Origin of the sequence: Nocardiopsis sp. L17-MgMaSL7, from assembly GCF_003182025.1 — a bacterium.
Taxonomy (GTDB): domain Bacteria; phylum Actinomycetota; class Actinomycetes; order Streptosporangiales; family Streptosporangiaceae; genus Nocardiopsis; species Nocardiopsis prasina.
Genome location: NZ_QGTF01000001.1, coordinates 353,685 through 369,408, shown reverse-complemented (window position 1 = coordinate 369,408; position 15,724 = coordinate 353,685). Strand labels below are relative to the sequence as shown.

The window sequence follows — 15,724 nt, the reverse complement described above, 5'->3', positions numbered from 1 at the left end:
ATCGTGCTGTTGAAACGTCGGCACCTGGCCCCGATTCGGATGGTTCGCCTGTTCAGCCGTCCTCTGAGTTTGTCCAGGCGATTTGAGTGTCTTCGCTGCGCACGACCGTCCAGCCGCTGCAGGCGAAGCCGTCGGTCGGCAGCGACTCGGGCAGCCAGTCGGCCTCGAGCTCGGGCTCTGAGGTAACCGCTGTTTCGGTGCAGTGTTCGGAGGCGAAGACGGTTGGGCTGGTCCACCGCATCACGGATGCGTGACCATCGAGTTGGGCGATCAGCCGCACATCCGTCGCGTCGTCGGGCAGGAACCCCTGAAAGCGGAACGACTCGTTTGATTCCTCCGCCTCGGCTGAGGTCGGATAGGTGAACTCGCGCTCTCCCACCTGGAACGTGTCCTGAACGAACGTGCAACCGGTGAGTGCCATCGCCGCGGCCACGCCCGCGGCGCCGCGGAGGAGGTTTTGGTTTCTGGGTGTCATGTTCCTGTTTCACTTTCTCACTAGCGGCAGTGAATCGACTGAATGGACGAAACGGCGCGTTGAGGGAGGGATGCTGCTCCGGGGCTCATCGCGCTGCCAAGCCGATGGCGGGCTGGACGCGGCCCGCGTTACGCATGGGCATGGTGGCAGCCAGTACCGCGGCGGCGATGACGGCGACGACGAGTACGGCCAGCGCACCGAGCGGTGGTTGACCGCCGGCTAGGCCCAGAGCGTGTAGGGCGAGTAGGCCGTATCCGCTTCCGAGCGTCACGCCGATGGTCGCGCCCACCACGGCGGCCAGTGATGCCTCGGCGGCTACCGAACGGCGGACCCCGGATCGACTCACTCCGAGTGCGCGCAGAAGAGCGATCTCCTGCCGACGCTCGGCGACCGACAGTGCCAGGGTCACCATCAGCCCGATGATCGCGACGAGCACGGTCACACCGATCATCGTCGCGCCGATGGCCTGTCCGATGAGGATCATCTGTTCGATCCCCTCCCGCACATCCGCCGCCCAGAAGACGGGCGTTCCCTGATCGGTGCTGTCGTGCACCGCCGAGCGCAGGGTCGCGAGATCCGCTCCGGATGCTGGATCGATGAGGATGTCCGGCCCTTCGACGCGTGCTTCCACGGCCGGGTGCGTCGACAGATGGGCAACGACCTGGGTCGGGTCGGCCACGAACGAGACGGGGATGATCGCTTCGGAGGGGAAGTTGCGCTCGACCCCTTCTCGGGCGTCCTCGGTCGCGCCCGCCACCCCGACGACCAGTGCCGCTGTGAGTCCTACTCCCAGTGTCAACACTGTGGTCATCGAAGCCGTGCGGCGCGAGGCTCGAAGGGCGTTGGACGCCGCGAGTCGAAGCGGCACCGAGCGGGAGGTCAGCGGTCGCAGCATGAACGCGGAGCCCCTGATGAGCAAGGGGCCGAGCACGACGAGCGCGAGGAAGACCAGCGTGCCGCTGAGGGCTACGAGTCCGAGGCCGAGGGCCTCTTGGGTGCGCGAGGCGAGTACACCGGCGGCTCCGGTGGCGACGGCGGTCAGGGCGAGCGCACTCGCGACGATCAGGCGAGCTCTGAGACGGGCGGGTCGCGCTTCCGACGAGCGGGCTTGACCGAGCGCCGTGACCGGTGAGGTTCTGCCGGCAGCCCGTGCCGCGGGGAGTGCCGCGACGATGGTGCAGATCACGGCCAGGGCGACGCACGCGAGGAGCCCGGCGGGAGCGGAGACGAACGGGGCCGCGACAAGCCCTGCGGATCTGGCCGCGGTGACCAGCGTCAGGGAGACCGCCAGCCCGATCGCGACTCCCAGGACGCCGCCAACCAGCCCGATGCAGGCTGCTTCGAGCAGCACCAATCGTTTCACCTGCGACGGTGCGGCACCCACGCATCGGAGAAGGGCGAGTTCGGCCGCTCGACGCGCGAGTAGGATGCGGAAGGTCGAGCTGACGATCACGACCGCACAGAGTGCGGCGAGACCGACGAATACCGAGAGGGCGCCGAACACGCCGACGCTGGTGTCGGTCACTGTGCGCGCCTCACCGGCTCGCATTGCCTCGCCACTCTCGACGGTGCTTGTGTCGGCTTCTGCGCTCAGGGCGTTCAGGTCCAGGTCGCCGGTGACGAGGATCTTCACGGGCATCATCACATCGCCGAGAGCCACAGCGTCTTCTTCACTGATGAACGCCACGTCCTGTCCGAACTCGTGGACGGGTGCGATCGCGGCAACGTCGAGTTCGCGCCCTTCGGCGACGAGCGTGTCTCCGACTGAGGCCCCAACCCGTTCGGCCGTGTTCGTTCCGAGCACGACCTCGCCTTTTTTCAGCGGATCCCCGCTGGTCAGGTCGGCGATCACGCTGAGCGGGCCTGCCCCGGGATCGCTGGTGAACTTCCATGTGGAGGTCGTACCGCCGACCCCTACTTCGACATCGCCGAGATACTCGACGACGACTTCGTCCGAGCCGGGGAGCGCCCGAACACCTTCAGCGATGCCGATCACCGCATCCGGATCGAGATCGCCTCCGGGGACGACAACGGCATCCGCGGCCTCTGGTGTGCTCATCCCGAAGGCCACGAGGGCTTCCCGCGCGTTGAGGGAGATAAGGAGCGCTGCGGCGGCGAACGCCGTGGCGACGACGATCGCGACGCCGATCAGTATCGCCTGTCCCGGGCGGCGTCTGACGCTGAGCGCTGCGGTCCGAGAGATGTTCACGCGGTCACTCCCGGGCGTACCGCGAGAGCGCCGACGTGTTCGAGCACGGTGTCGTGGGTCGGCGCTCTCAGGGTGCCGGCCGCCCGCCCGTCTCTGAGCAGAATCACCTCGTCGGTGACCGCTGCCGCGACCGGATCGTGGGTCACCATCACCACGGTCTGGCCGTAGTCCTCGACGCACGAACGCAGAAGCTCCAGGAGAGAGTTCCCCGAAGCGCTGTCGAGTGCGCCGGTGGGTTCGTCCGCGGCGATGAGATCAGGACGTCCAAGCAGAGCACGGGCGACGGCGACTCGTTGTCGCTGACCTCCGGAGAGCTCGGCCGGAAGGTGCCGGAGCCGGTCGGAGATTCCGAGTCGCTCGACGAGCTCCGAGCGCCACGCGCGGTCTGGTCGCCGTCCGGCGAGGGACGCGCTGAGGTCGATGTTCTCGCCCGCGGTCAGGTGCGGTAGGAGGTTCCCGTCCTGGAACACGAACCCGATTCTGTCCCGCCGCGTCGCGGTCAGCGACGTTTCGCCGAGGCGCCCGAGATCAGTCTCACCGAGCAGGATCGTGCCCGATGTCGCCTGATCGAGGCCGGCCAGGCAGTGCAGGAACGTCGACTTACCCGATCCGGAAGCTCCCATGATGGCGGTGAACCGACTGGCGAACAGGTCGATGCTCAGACCGTCCAGCGCGCGAACCCGGTTGTCGCCGGCGCCGTACTCTCGCACGACGTCGATCGCACGTGCGGCCAGTCGTCGCGTGGGGTCCGTGGTCGTGGAAGGAGCGTAGTTGGAGTCGCCGGTCACAGGAGTCATGAGACCAGCCTGATGGCGGCTCGCCTCTGCGCGCTTCGACCGCGCGAACGATCTTTGTCGCCTCCGGCTCGTTCCTTCGGACGATCAGCCAGGCAAGGCGTGGACCGCGTTCAGCCCGGTTCGTAAAATGCTTGAGTGACGAGGCGAATTGAAGACGAGATCCGGTCGCAGAGGTCGGACTCTGTTCGAACTGCGGCGCTGGCGAGGGCGGCCGAGTTCATCGTGCTGGTAGTGCTGCTGGTGGTTGACTTCGAACTCGGCGCCCGCCTCCTCGTCGGTGAGTCCGGCGGCGAGGTCGTCGCCGCGGGTTTGTCGACGGCGCTCGTCGCGATCGTGGTCGCTGTTCTGGCGCTCGCGCGCATGAGCCTGCCGCCGCGTGTGACTGTGACATCCGCTTTTGTGGTGTCGCTTCTGGCTTCAGCGATATCCGCGGCAGCCGGAACCCCACTGCTGGCGTTGACGGAGTCCGCGGCGCTCATGGTGATCACGGTCCTCGGGTTGCGCGAGTCCTCTCCGCGGGGAGCGGTCATCGTCGGCGCGGTAGCGCTGGTCGTGACCGTCGCCGCCGTTTCGCGTCTCAGTTTCGACGCCACGGTCGTTCTGCTCGCTCTGCTCGCCTGGGGCTGTGTGATCGCCGTCGGCATCGCAGGCAGGTACCTGACCATGAGGCGGGAGTCAGCGCTGGAGGCTGCGCGGCGCGCGGAGCGGATGGAGTTGGCTCGCGAACTGCACGACGTTGTCGCGCATCAGATCACCGGGATCGTCGTTCAAGCCCAGGCAGCACTCACGGTCGCCCGCACCGACCCCGAGAGCGTCGCCGAGGGGTTCTCGGCGATCGAATCAGCCGGAACCGAAGCGCTCGCCGGGATGCGTCGTATGGTTGGCGCAATCCGCGACGAGGCCGATCCAGGAGCCCCGCTCACCGTGGCCTACGGACTCGCCGACATTCCTGACCTGGTCGACCGGTTCGACCCGGGACGACAGCGCACGACGCTACGCCTGGAGGCCACGGACTCACCGGTACCCCCGGGCATCGGTGAGTCCGCCTACCGTGTCGTCCGAGAAGCGCTGACGAACGTGAGACGGCACGCGCCGGAGGGGTTCACTCGAGTATCGGTGCGGGCGATCGACTCCGAACTCGTGATCCAGATCGGAAACGACGGAGTCCGTGCGCGTTCGATCAATTCGGGCTCGAGTGGGTTCGGGCTCATCGGGATGGCTGAGCGGGTCGACACCCTCGGCGGAAAGATGCGTGCGGGGCCCGACGAGTCGGACAGCTGGAGCGTCTGGGTCTCCCTACCGCTGGAGGCGGTCACATGATCGGCGTCGTCTTGGCCGAGGACCACGAAATGGTGCGCGCCGGGTTTCGGATGGTGCTCGAAGCCGAAAGCGACATCTCCGTCCTCGGGCTCGCCGATTCCGGTGAACAAGCGATATCCGCGGTGGAACGGCTGCGTCCCGATGTGGTGCTGATGGATATCCGGATGCCGGGGATGAACGGGCTGGATGCCACCCGCGTGATCACGTCGATGCCGGACGCGCCGCGCGTCGTGGTCGTCACGACCTTCGACACTGATGCGTATCTGCGCGACGCTCTCCAAGCGGGTGCCTCAGGATTCCTTCTGAAGGACGCGGGCCCGCGACTGTTGGTGGAGGCAGTTCGCGCCGCCGCTGACGGCGACGCCCTGATCTCGCCGTCGGTTACCGTGCGTCTGCTCGGAGAGCTCACAGACGGAAAGTCGGAGACAGAGATCGAGCACGACCTCTCCGCCCGCGAACTCGAAATCGCAGTCGCGATCGCGCGGGGCCGCACCAACGAGGAGATCGCAGCCGACTTCTTCGTCTCCCTCTCGACGGTCAAGACCCATGCACGGAACATCACCGCCAAGCTCGGAGCCCGCAATCGGGTCGAGATCGCCGCATGGGCGTGGCGCGCGCGACTGGTCAGTTGAACACGTTGGCAGGGGGTGCGCCAGGACCGCGTCGAGCCCTGGTAGTCCACCTGCCGGGCGCAGAGCTGGGCGGTCTCGATGAAGGTGGGCGCCCAGGTCCACCTGTGCACCCTCGCCACATCGGTGAGTGACGGGATGGGTGGTGCACACTCACCGGCTCGGGTTTCCGGCCCCGTGCACCCTCTGGTGCACCCCCGGCAACGCAAAAGCCCCTGACCCTGCGAATTTCTTCGCTGGTCAGGGGCTTGAGCCTCTGGGGTGAGTGACGGGACTTGAACCCGCGACTTCTTGGACCACAACCAAGTGCTCTACCGGCTGAGCTACACCCACCACGTGCGCCTGGCCTCTCGGCCCTGCGTACGTATGAAAGCTTAGCGGACTCCGGGGAGTGCTTCGATCAGTTTTCGGGCTTGGGGTCCCGGAGAGCCGCGTCACGTGCCTTCAGGCCGGTGCCGTCGGCGACGACCTCGGCGGCGATGGCGCGGGCCGTGGCCGAGTTCGGGCCGGGCTCCGGGACGAAGGCCGCCGCGCGGAAGTACCGCAGCTCGCGGATGCTCTCGGTGATGTCGGCGAGGGCGCGGTGGCCGCCGTTCTTCTCCGGGCTCGCGTAGTACACGCGGGGGTACCAGCGGCGCAGAAGCTCCTTGATGGAGGAGACGTCCACCATCCGGTAGTGCAGGAAGTCGTCGATCCGGCGCATGTCCCGGGCGATGAACGTGCGGTCGGTGGCGATCGAGTTGCCGCACAGGGGAGCCTTGCGGGGCTCGGTGACGTACTGGCGGATGTGCTCCAGCACGCGGTCCTCCGCCTCCTGGAGCGTCACACCCTTGTCCAGCTCGTCGAGGAGCCCCGACGTGGTGTGCATGTTCCGGACGAAGTCGCCCATCCGGTCCAGGGCCTCCTGCGGGGGCTTGATCACGACGTCCACACCCTCGTCGAGGATGTTCAGCTCACCGTCGGTGATCAGACAGGCCACCTCGATCAGCGCGTCGTTCTCGAAGTCGAGGCCGGTCATCTCGCAGTCGATCCACACCAAACTGTCATTCATACCGGTCAGCTTAGGGGTTGTGGACGCCCATGGGGGCGGTGGACCAGTGGCCCACCGCCCCCATCGGACGTCAGTCCCAGACGAACGGGTCGGATCCGCCCTGGGGCAGACCCACATCGAAGATGTCGTACATCCAGTCCCACACGCCCCAGAACTGGAGGTAGAGCATGAACAGCACGATCAGGGTGATGAGGATGAAGAAGAAGCAGCCGCAGCCGCAGCCGCCCTTCTTCCTGGGGGGCTTGGGCGGCGGAGGCGGCGGGCCGTACGCGTTGGGCGGGCCGCCGTAGGGGTTGCCACCGCGCGGCCCACCGGGGGGCTGGCCCCACGGGGCGCCACCGTGAGGCGGGCCGCCAGGGCCGGGAGGGCCTGCCATGGGGCCGCGCGGACCGCCGGGCGGCGGACCGAACTGCTGGGGCGGCGGGCCCTGCGCAGGCATGGGGGGCCGGTTCTGCGGCGGGTACCCGCCGGGCGGACCGAACTGCTGCTGGGGCGGGGGGAAACCCTGCTGCGGGCCGGACGCCGGGTAGCCCTGCTGCGGCCCGGACGGGGGGAACCCCTGCTGGGCACCGGACGGCGGCTGGTTCGGCCCCGGCTGTTGGGGGCCGGTCGGCGGCCGTTGACCGGCGAAGGCGCCGGGTTGCGGGCCGGAGGGAGGCTGGGCGCCGAAGCCGGGCTGGGGGCCCGACGGGGGCTGCGGCTGGCCCGGGTTCTGCGGGGTCCAGCCGACCGGCGGGACAGCGGCGGACCGGGGGTCGGCGGGGGGAGCGGCGGGCGCGTTCCTGGCGGCCTCCTCGGCTCGCTTGCGCTCCTCCTCGGCCTGTTTCTCGGCCTCGGCCTCGCGCAGGACCCGCTCCTCCTCGCGCTTCTTGGCGGCCTCCTCCTCGGCGCTGCGGCGCTGCTCCTTGCGCTCCTCGGAGAGGTCGGCCCATCCCTCCTTGAGGTTGCCGAGGAACCCCTTGAACTTGCCGCCCTTGGGGTCGTCGTCCCCGGCGGCGCCGGAGAACATCGGGTCGTTCGGGTCGAAGACGGCGGTCCCGCCGGGGGAGCCGTCACCGCCGGGTGTGAACACGGCGGTGCGGGGGGCGTCTCCGCCGGAGCCGGGGTCGAAGACCGCTGTGCGGGGCGTGTCACTGTTGCCCGTGAGGTCGGCCGTGGGGATCTCGTCGTTGGTGAGGTCCGCGGTGGGCAGCTCGTCCTCGGAACCGGGCAGGTCGGAGGGGTTCACCCGCATGGTGGCGCCGCCCATGTCGGCGGTCGCCTCGTCGTCGATCGAGGGCGCTGCGGGGGACTGGCGCGCCCAGGAGGGGTCGATGCGCATGGTGCTGGGCTCGTCGCCGACCGGGGTGGGGGAGGGCGGCGACGGCTGCTGCTGGGGGGAGGCCCCCTGTTGCCAGGAGGGGGTGATCCGTACGGTGCTGGGGTCCTCGTCGGCCGGGGGCTGGGGCGCGGGTTCGGGGGTGTGCTGCTGGGCCCAGGAGGGATCGATCCGCATGGTGCTCGGATCGTCGTCGATCGGCGTAGGGGCGCTCGTCCCCAGCCGGACCGTTCCCTCGTCGTCGTCGGACAGGGACGAACCCCCGTCCTGGCCCAGGTTGGTGGTGGCTTCCTCGTCGGAGCCGTCGGCGGCGCCCTGGAGTTCGCTGAGTGAACGGGTATGCCGCGTCCACTCGTCACCGTTCCACCATCTGAGCGTCTGCGCGTCGCCCTGCGGGTCGGCGTACCAACCCGGCTCGATAGATCCACCCATGGGCGACAGACTAAGGGGTTTTGGAGCTGTACTTAACCAGTGGTATCCGATTCTCCGGAGTGGTGGGGTTTTGGTGTTTTCGGGGCTCCGTTTGTGTGCCTATGTGGTCACGGAGGGTTGCGATTCGAGGGTGGGGTGGGCGCCCGGGGTCAGCACGTGCTCGGGGTTCACCCGGCCCGGCGCGGTGGACAGCGAGCCCGGGACCTGGTCGTGGCCGAAGTGCCCTCCCCTCGACCACACCCGGGTCCGATCCTCGGGGCTGCTCCACAGGCCGGGAGGACCGGCGGGCCAGGTCCTGGGCACACCCCACGACTCCAGCCACTCCAGGATCGGCTCCAGGCCGAGCAGCGGTCCGTCGGTGAACGGCTCCCGTTCCAGGGACACCACGGCGACCACGATGCAGACCCGCCCCTCGTCGCCGTGGTCCAGGAACCGGTCGAAGCGCGCGGTCCGGCCCAGGGGGAGCGGGCTCCGCCGGGTGGCGGCCAGGGCCTGGGCCACCCCTCCGTCACGCGGGTTCCACACCAGGTGGGCAGCCCTGTCCTCGCGGACGAGTCGGAGCGCCTCCTCGCGCGCCGACCACACGTCGGGGTCCGTTCCGGTCACCGTCCAGACGGCACGGGGAGCACCGATCCCCGCGGCCGTCCGTGCCGCCGCGCCGTCGATCCTCTCGGCACCGGCCATCCACGCCTTCGCCATGGCACTCCCCAATCCGACCGCGGTGGGTCCTCGACCCGTCGATTCGGGCGCAGGATCGGCGGGTCCCCGAATCCGGGCCCTTCCCGTGGTACGCCACCGGGAGTGAGAAGTCCATAGCCCGCCGTTGGTGGACAGGTTCATGTCACCTTCCGTTCCGGACCCCTACTCCTCCTCTGTCACGATGCGCAGGGAGAAGGCCTGGAGGAAGATGTCCCCGATCTCGGTCGGGTCCTCGGTCATGTACGCGGCGCCCCCGGTGGCGGCGGCGATCCGCTGGAGCGGCTCCAGGTTCTGCACGTCCGGGCCGAAGGCGATCGTGATGATCGGGATGGGGCGCGAGGGGCTGGACATGGACTCGAGCTGGGACATCAGCTCGTCGAGCTCCATGCCCCCGGGGTTGTCGTTGTCCCCGTCGGTGAGCATGAGGATCACGTTGGTGCGGTCGGGGCGGTAGGTGCGCGACATCTCCTGGTACGCGGCCAGGTAGGTCTCGTACAGCGCGGTGTCGCCCTCGGGGAGCGGCTGCATGGCCTGGAGGGCGGCGCCCAGCACGTCCCGGTGCTCGTTCCCGGAGTCGTCGGTGGCCTGGAGCTCCCGGATCGGGGCGACCTCCTGGTAGTGGAGGTTGTTGTTGACGTTGGTGGAGAACTCCCACAGGCCCAGCTCGGAGCTCTCGGAGAACATCTGGAGGCCCTCGGCGGAGGCGGCCCCGGCCACCTGCATGCGGGTCATGCCGGTGCCGGGCACCTCGGCCAGCATCGATCCGGAGACGTCGACGATGGTCAGCACGCGGGAGTCCATCTTCAGCTGGTTCCAGAAGCGGGTCAGCTCGGTGATGGAGCCCTCGGAGGGTGCGGGCAGTTCGGTGGGCTGCTCCGCGCGGAACCCGGCGTCCTCGGTCAGGACCCCGCCGTCGAGCTCCCCCTCGGGTCCGCGGAACCCCTCGTCGAGGAGGCGCTCGGCCGCCGCCTCGGAGCGCACCGAGGCGCGGAACACCTCGGCGGCGCGGGTGATCTCGCTGTCCTCGCTGCGCACGATGTAGGGGTAGTCGAGGAAGTAGGTGCCGTCCTCCAGGTAGCTGGGCTGTGCGGCGGCGTCGGTGTGGGCCGTGTTGTAGCGCCACACGGCCTGTTCGGACATCACCATCACGGGCGGGGCCTCGGCGTTGCCTCCGCTCAGGGCCAGGAAGGCGGAGTCCTCGTCCGCGGAGGTGCCTCGATGCAGGGCCTGGAGCGCGGCGGTCATCTGCGCGTTGAAGGTGTCGGCGTCGGGACTGGCCTCCTCCAGGGCGCCGTTCAGCAGGTAGAGGGTGGCCAGACCACTGGAGCTGCGGGTCGGGTCGACCACGCGGACGACCCGGTCGGCCTCCTCACCGGGGGCGCCGGTGGGGACCACGTCCGTCCAGGTGGTCCCCTCCTGGTCGTCGGCGTACTCGGCGAGTTCGGCCACGACCAGGGGACTGCGGGCGACGGAGGTGCCGGTCTCGGTGATGACGGCGTCCCCGGCCTGGCTCTGCACCAGGCGCGGCCACACGGAGGAGTCCGGGATCCACACGTGGGAGTCGGTGTCGCCGGTGGTGGCGCCGGAGCCGGTGATCTGGAAGGCGACGTCGGCCGAGTCGGCCTCGCGCACGCTGGCCCGCACACAGTGGTTGTCGACGGTGTGCTCTTCATTGTTGAAGTCGCCGGCGAGGTCGGCCAGAGCGGGCGCCAGCTCCGGGCTGACCGCCACGTTCAGTTCGATGTCGGAGCTGCCGCAGCCGTCGCCCTGCCCGAACATGTACACGCCCGCCACGGCGAGACCGACCACGATCACCATCGCGGCGGCGAGGGCGGCGACGGCGCCGCCGCGCCCCCGGTGCCGTCTGCTCCGGTCGGAGGGTTCTTCTGCGTACTTTCCGCGGTGACGTCCCACAGCTTTCCTCACGAGGTGGTGTACGGACGAGGTGTTCGCACAGGGGGGCTGAGTCGTACAGGGGTGTCGGGCGCCCGTCGTTCGCGAAGCGGGCGAATCATTGTGTACCGGCCGGATTCCTGAGTTCGGGCGACCTTCCGTGTGTTACCTGTGGGAACGTTACTCAACGCCCCGAACCACGCGGACGGGGCCCGGGGCGGGGCTCAGTTGTCGCAGTTGGGGACGCACAGGCGCCGGGAGATCGAGCTGAGGAAGATGTCGCCGATCTCGTCCGGGTCCTCGGTCACGAAGGACGATCCGCTGGTCGCGCGCGCGATCTGCGCCAGCTCCGGGCCGTCCGCCTGCTCACCGAAGGCGATGACGAACATCGTGACCGGCCGCTGGGGGTCGAACCGGTCCTGGAGGGCGGCGACCAACTCCTGGTGGGAGAGGTCGCTGGACCCCTCGTCCTGGCCGGCGGTCAGCAGGATCACGCTGTTGATCTTGTCCTCGTGATAGTTGTCCTGCACCTCGTCGTAGGCGGCCAGGATGTTGTCGTACAGCCGGGACCCGCCGCCCTCCACCTCCAGCTCCTCGGCGACCTTCACCATCTCCTGGCGGCGGGTGACGCCGCCGTCGTCGCCAGCGCCCAGCGGGTGCATGTCCGCGGCCCGGTCGCGGCCGTCGCCACCGAACTCCTCGGACATCAGCCACAGGCCCATGTCCGTCTCGTCGGGGAACAGACCCAGCCCCATCAGCGCCGCCTGCTTGGCGACCTCGATCCGCTGCGGCCCGCCGTTGAGGTCGTCCGCCATGTTCTGGGAGGCGTCGGCCAGAACCAGCGTCCGGGACGGCATGGAGAGCCGGTTCCAGTCGGTGACCGAGGCCAGCAGGGCGTCGCCGGTCAGGTCGTCCCCGGCGGGCGGCTGCTCCGCGATGATCCCGGACCGCTCGGCCAGCGCGGGTGCGGCCTCCCCGCCCGGGTCGCGGAAGCCCAGCTCGCGCAGGCGCTCCCGGTACTCGCTGCCCCGGACCACCTCGTACAGGTCCGCGGCGGCCGACTGGAGCTCCGCGTCCTCGGTGGTGGTCACGTACGGGTAGTCCAGGTTGACCGTGCCGTTGCTGACATAGTGCGCCTGGAGCGAGGGGGCCGAGTCCGCTCGGCGGTCGTTGTAGGCCACCACGGCCTGTTCGGGAACGGCGATCACCGGGTCCACCCGGTCGTTGGAGGCGGCGGAGCCGGTGAAGACGTTGGTCAGGTCGATCTCGCCGAAGGCACTGTCCAGCTGGACGTCGCGCACGAAGTCGGTCATGGCGGTGTCGGCGGCGTCCCCGGAGCCCAGGTGCTCGCGGACCGCGCGCATCACCGTCATGCCGTCGGCACCCCGGTTGGGGTCGACCATCACCACGGGGCGGTCCGGGTCGCGTTCGTCGGGCAGCAGCATGGTCCAGCTGGCGTCGTCCTGTTCCGGCATGCCCTCGGTGCCCGGGGGAGCGGCGAGCACGACGGGCGAGCTGGCCAGCGAGGGCGGGTCGGTCTCGATGCCGTGGGCGCCGCCGTCGGAGACCCTGGCCAGCTCGACCCAGGCGGAGGACTCGGGGACCCACACGTGCGGGGCGATGGTGGAGTCACCGGCCTGGCCGCCGGTCAGCGCCGCCATGATCCGGTGCGGCGCGATCTCGTCGACCTGCGCGAACACGCACTCGCCCCCGTAGCTGGGCCGGTCCGCGTTGAACTCCGTCGCCGCCGCGCGCATCACCGGGGCGACGCTCTGGGTGGTCGAGACGCGCAGGTAGCGGGTCTCGCCGCAGCCCAGGGCGTTCATGGTGACCGGCACGGCGATCGCCGCGAGGGCGATGAGGGCGACGACGATCGCGGTGACCCCCAGCGGCGACCGCACGACCCTGCGGGTGTTGGCGGCGGTCGGGGAGGGGTGACGATGGCGTCCACTGGACACGGGCACTCCGGGGGTGTGGCTGTCTCCGGTCCCGGGTCGGGAGCCTCCCGGGGCCGGTCTTCAGGGGGTGGTCGCGGGGGCGGCACCAGCACCCGCGGTGGGATCTGCGAGAACCAACGCGGGGCGGAGGGCGTCACACAGTGTGGATGTGATCGACCGACCGGTGGCACACGAACGATTCCTCCCAGGACCTTACTCGTTGGTAACGCGCGAGTGGAAGGGGAGGGGTGGTCCGGCTCACAGCGGGCCCCGTACGCAGCTCCCCCGTGCGCGCGGTGACCGCTTTGTTACGGCGCCGGTCGGGTACCAGTACTCACTCCCGGCTACCATTGCCCGGTATTCGCTTGACCGATACTTGGCGTCCGTTTGGCCGACGTCCCCGGAAACGGGGCTTCGCGCGTGGCGGTCGTCCCCCGTGACCAACCGACCCCCGAGGGTTATGGCATGTCCCATTCGCACAGTGACCGTCGGAACCGAGGCAGCCTCGGCACCGTGCTGCTCGCCGGAGCGTGCTGCGCCGGAGCGGTGGCCTACGCAGTGCTGGTCGCCCCCTCGATGCTGCCGCCGCAGGACGTGGAGACCACGAACGTCACCACCCCGGAGGTGCTCGGGAGCGTCATCGAACCCGAGGAGGAGTCGACCGACCTCGACGGTCCCGTCGGCCACCTGCGTATCAACGTCAGCGACCGGGGCCTGGCCTGGGTGCAGACCCTGAACTGCACCGGCGACCTGGCCGTCGACCCCGAGCCCTGCGCCGTGATGGCCGAGGCCTCCGCCGAGTTCGCCGGGGACCCGGCGGCCGGCGGGTCCGAGTCCGAGTCCAAGACGGACGAGGAGGGGGCCGACGAGGGGGCCACCGGGGAGCAGCTGTTCACCGAGGTCCGCTCGGGCACCGTCTGCACCGACAAGGTGTACGGCCCACAGGAAGCGGCGATCGAGGGCACCTGGGAGGGCGAGGAGATCGACACCACACTCTCCCGCAAGGGCTCCTGTGAGGAGGCCCGCTGGCAGCGCCTGCGCGCCGTCACCGAGCAGATCGGCTGACCCACCCGGAGCCGCACGGGATAATCGCTGACCATGGATGTCATCAGGGTCAGTGACCCCGCCGACCCGCGTCTGGCCGACTACACCCGGCTGCGCGACGTCAACCTGCGCCGCCACCTGGAGACCGAGCACGGCCTGTTCATGGCCGAGGGCGACAAGGTGATCCGCCGCGCCGCCACCGCCGGGTTCGTCCCCCGCAGCTTCCTGCTCACCGAGCGGCGGGCCGCCGCCCTGGACGACGTGGTCTCCGGCTCCGGCGCTCCCCTCTACGTGGTGAGTGAGGAGACCGCCGAGCGGCTGGTCGGTTTCGACCTGCACCGGGGCGCCCTGGCCGCCTACCACCGCGCGCCCCTGCCCGCGCTCGACGAGGTCCTGGCCGGGGCCCGCAGCATCGTGGTGCTGGAGGACCTGGTGGACCACACCAACGTCGGCGCGATCTTCCGCAGCGCCGCCGGTCTGGGTGTGGACGCCGTGGTGCTGGCTCCCCGCTGCGCGGACCCGCTTTACCGCAGGTCCGTGAAGGTGTCGATGGGAGCCGTCTTCACCCTGCCCTACACCCGCCTCGACGACTGGTACGGCGGTCTGGACACCCTGCGCGACGCCGGTTTCGACCTGATGGCCCTCACCCCCGGAGAGGGCTCCCTGCCGCTCCGTGAGGCCATGGACGCCCTGGCGCCCGACGCCAGGGTGGGGCTGCTGCTCGGCACCGAGGGCGACGGTCTGTCCGCCCGTTGGCTGGAGCGGGCCACCTCGCGCGTGCACATCCCGATGGCCGACCGCGACGTCGACTCCCTCAACGTCACCGCCGCGGCCGCGGTCGCCTGCTACGAGCTCTCCCGCTTCGGTTCCGTGGCCGCACGGGACCACCGGGCCTGACCGGGGCCGGACCGGGGACCCACCCTCGTTCCATCGCAGGGGCGAGCCCCTAGGGTGTCGGGTGACACGGACCGAGCCGAAGGAGGGCGCGCGACATGGGCGGCCGAGCACTGGTGCAGTGGGAGCAGAACCGGGACAACGCGCCCCGATCGCTCCACGTCGACCTCTACACCGGGGGTCCGGCCCCCGACGAGGGACTGGAGGACGTCACCTTCTACCAGGTGCCGTACGCGCCCTCCACCCAGGGCGTGGACGAACGGCTGGACATGATCGGGAGGATGCCCGAACTCAGGGTGGTGCAGCTGGTGTCGGCGGGGTACGAGCAGGTCCTCGGCCTCCTGCCCGACCACGTCACCCTGTGCAACGGGCGGGGGCTGCACGACGCCAGCACCGCCGAGCACACGCTCGCGCTCATCCTCGCCTCACAGCGCGACCTTCCCCGATGGGCGATCGACCAGCGCGAACACCGCTGGGGTTCGGTCCCGCAGCGTTCCCTGGCCGACTCCCGGGTGGTGATCGTCGGGTACGGCAGCATCGGCCAGGCGATCGAGCAGCGGCTGCTGCCCTTCGAGACCGAGGTGGTGCGGGTGGCCAGCCGGGCCCGTCCCGACGAGGACGTGCACGGGGTGGACGAGCTGCCCGCCCTGCTGCCCAAGGCGGACGTGGTCGTCATCGTCACCCCGCTCACCGAGCGGACGAGGGGCCTTTTCGGCGCGGACGAGTTCGCGCTGCTGCGTGACGACGCCCTGGTGGTCAACGTCGGTCGGGGCGCCGTGATGGACACGGACGCCCTGCTCGCCCAGAACGGCCGGGTCCGCGCGGCCCTGGACGTCACCGACCCCGAACCGCTCCCGGTCGACCACCCGCTGTGGGACGCCCCCGGTGTGTACCTGACCCCGCACGTGGCGGGCGGTTCCGCCGCCTTCTACCCGCGCGCCCGCGCCTTCATGGACGCGCAGCTGGCCCGTTGGTCAGCCGGGGAACCCCTGGACAACGTGGTGCGCCCCGGCAGCTAGCGGCCGC

At 69.9% G+C, this 15,724-nt stretch carries 13 protein-coding genes and 1 tRNA gene; 5 read left to right on the top strand and 9 right to left on the bottom strand.

Features of this window, described 5'->3' with window-relative positions:
- Positions 1–52: 52 nt before the first annotated feature.
- The 3 genes from BDW27_RS01565 to BDW27_RS01555 all read right to left on the bottom strand — a co-directional run bounded on the left by BDW27_RS01565 (position 53) and on the right by BDW27_RS01555 (position 3,481).
- Complete coding sequence (locus BDW27_RS01565) at positions 53–475, bottom strand: hypothetical protein (RefSeq protein WP_110047916.1); 423 nt, start codon at positions 473–475, stop codon at positions 53–55.
- Between the two features lie 85 nt (positions 476–560).
- The gene (locus tag BDW27_RS01560; protein ID WP_110047915.1) at positions 561–2,684 is read right to left on the bottom strand and encodes an FtsX-like permease family protein; all 2,124 of its coding nucleotides are present in this window, start codon (positions 2,682–2,684) and stop codon (positions 561–563) included.
- Positions 2,681–3,481, bottom strand: a complete 801-nt coding sequence (locus BDW27_RS01555; RefSeq protein ID WP_110047914.1) for an ABC transporter ATP-binding protein — start codon at positions 3,479–3,481, stop codon at positions 2,681–2,683. Before BDW27_RS01555 ends, BDW27_RS01560 begins: the two co-directional genes overlap by 4 nt.
- 135 nt (positions 3,482–3,616) lie before the next feature.
- On the opposite strand from BDW27_RS01555, the gene BDW27_RS01550 reads away from it, so the two are divergent.
- Both BDW27_RS01550 and BDW27_RS01545 read left to right on the top strand, forming a co-directional pair.
- Positions 3,617–4,801 carry a sensor histidine kinase gene (locus tag BDW27_RS01550; RefSeq protein ID WP_110047913.1) on the top strand — a complete coding sequence of 395 codons (1,185 nt, stop codon included), beginning with the start codon at positions 3,617–3,619 and terminating at the stop codon, positions 4,799–4,801.
- The gene (locus BDW27_RS01545; protein WP_110047912.1) at positions 4,798–5,433 is read left to right on the top strand and encodes a response regulator transcription factor; all 636 of its coding nucleotides are present in this window, start codon (positions 4,798–4,800) and stop codon (positions 5,431–5,433) included. The genes BDW27_RS01550 and BDW27_RS01545 overlap by 4 nt, the downstream gene beginning before the upstream one ends.
- 254 nt (positions 5,434–5,687) lie before the next feature.
- On the opposite strand, the gene BDW27_RS01540 is transcribed toward BDW27_RS01545, so the two are convergent.
- From BDW27_RS01540 to BDW27_RS01515, 6 genes are all read right to left on the bottom strand, one after another.
- Positions 5,688–5,763, bottom strand: a tRNA-His gene (locus tag BDW27_RS01540).
- A gap of 67 nt (positions 5,764–5,830) precedes the next feature.
- The gene (gene orn / locus BDW27_RS01535) at positions 5,831–6,481 is read right to left on the bottom strand and encodes an oligoribonuclease (protein WP_026129118.1); all 651 of its coding nucleotides are present in this window, start codon (positions 6,479–6,481) and stop codon (positions 5,831–5,833) included.
- A gap of 70 nt (positions 6,482–6,551) precedes the next feature.
- A complete protein-coding gene (locus BDW27_RS27195; protein WP_110047911.1) occupies positions 6,552–8,231 on the bottom strand; it encodes a DUF2510 domain-containing protein in 1,680 nt (559 codons plus the stop codon).
- Positions 8,232–8,330: 99 nt separating this feature from the next.
- Positions 8,331–8,930 carry a hypothetical protein gene (locus BDW27_RS01525; protein ID WP_110047910.1) on the bottom strand — a complete coding sequence of 200 codons (600 nt, stop codon included), beginning with the start codon at positions 8,928–8,930 and terminating at the stop codon, positions 8,331–8,333.
- Positions 8,931–9,092: 162 nt separating this feature from the next.
- Complete coding sequence (locus BDW27_RS01520) at positions 9,093–10,844, bottom strand: substrate-binding and VWA domain-containing protein (RefSeq protein ID WP_110047909.1); 1,752 nt, start codon at positions 10,842–10,844, stop codon at positions 9,093–9,095.
- 203 nt (positions 10,845–11,047) lie between these two features.
- On the bottom strand, positions 11,048–12,781 hold the full coding sequence (locus tag BDW27_RS01515; RefSeq protein WP_110048082.1) for a substrate-binding domain-containing protein: 1,734 nt from the start codon (positions 12,779–12,781) through the stop codon (positions 11,048–11,050).
- A 444-nt stretch (positions 12,782–13,225) separates the two neighbouring features.
- Between BDW27_RS01515 and BDW27_RS01510 the strand changes: the two genes are divergently transcribed.
- The 3 genes from BDW27_RS01510 (at position 13,226) to BDW27_RS01500 (ending at position 15,717) form a co-directional block, all read left to right on the top strand.
- A complete protein-coding gene (locus BDW27_RS01510) occupies positions 13,226–13,825 on the top strand; it encodes a hypothetical protein (protein ID WP_110047908.1) in 600 nt (199 codons plus the stop codon).
- A gap of 33 nt (positions 13,826–13,858) precedes the next feature.
- Positions 13,859–14,701 (top strand): RNA methyltransferase, encoded by an 843-nt coding sequence (locus tag BDW27_RS01505; RefSeq protein ID WP_110047907.1) that lies wholly within the window; start codon positions 13,859–13,861, stop codon positions 14,699–14,701.
- Positions 14,702–14,796: 95 nt separating this feature from the next.
- Positions 14,797–15,717 carry a 2-hydroxyacid dehydrogenase gene (locus BDW27_RS01500; RefSeq protein ID WP_110047906.1) on the top strand — a complete coding sequence of 307 codons (921 nt, stop codon included), beginning with the start codon at positions 14,797–14,799 and terminating at the stop codon, positions 15,715–15,717.
- Positions 15,718–15,724: the final 7 nt, after the last annotated feature.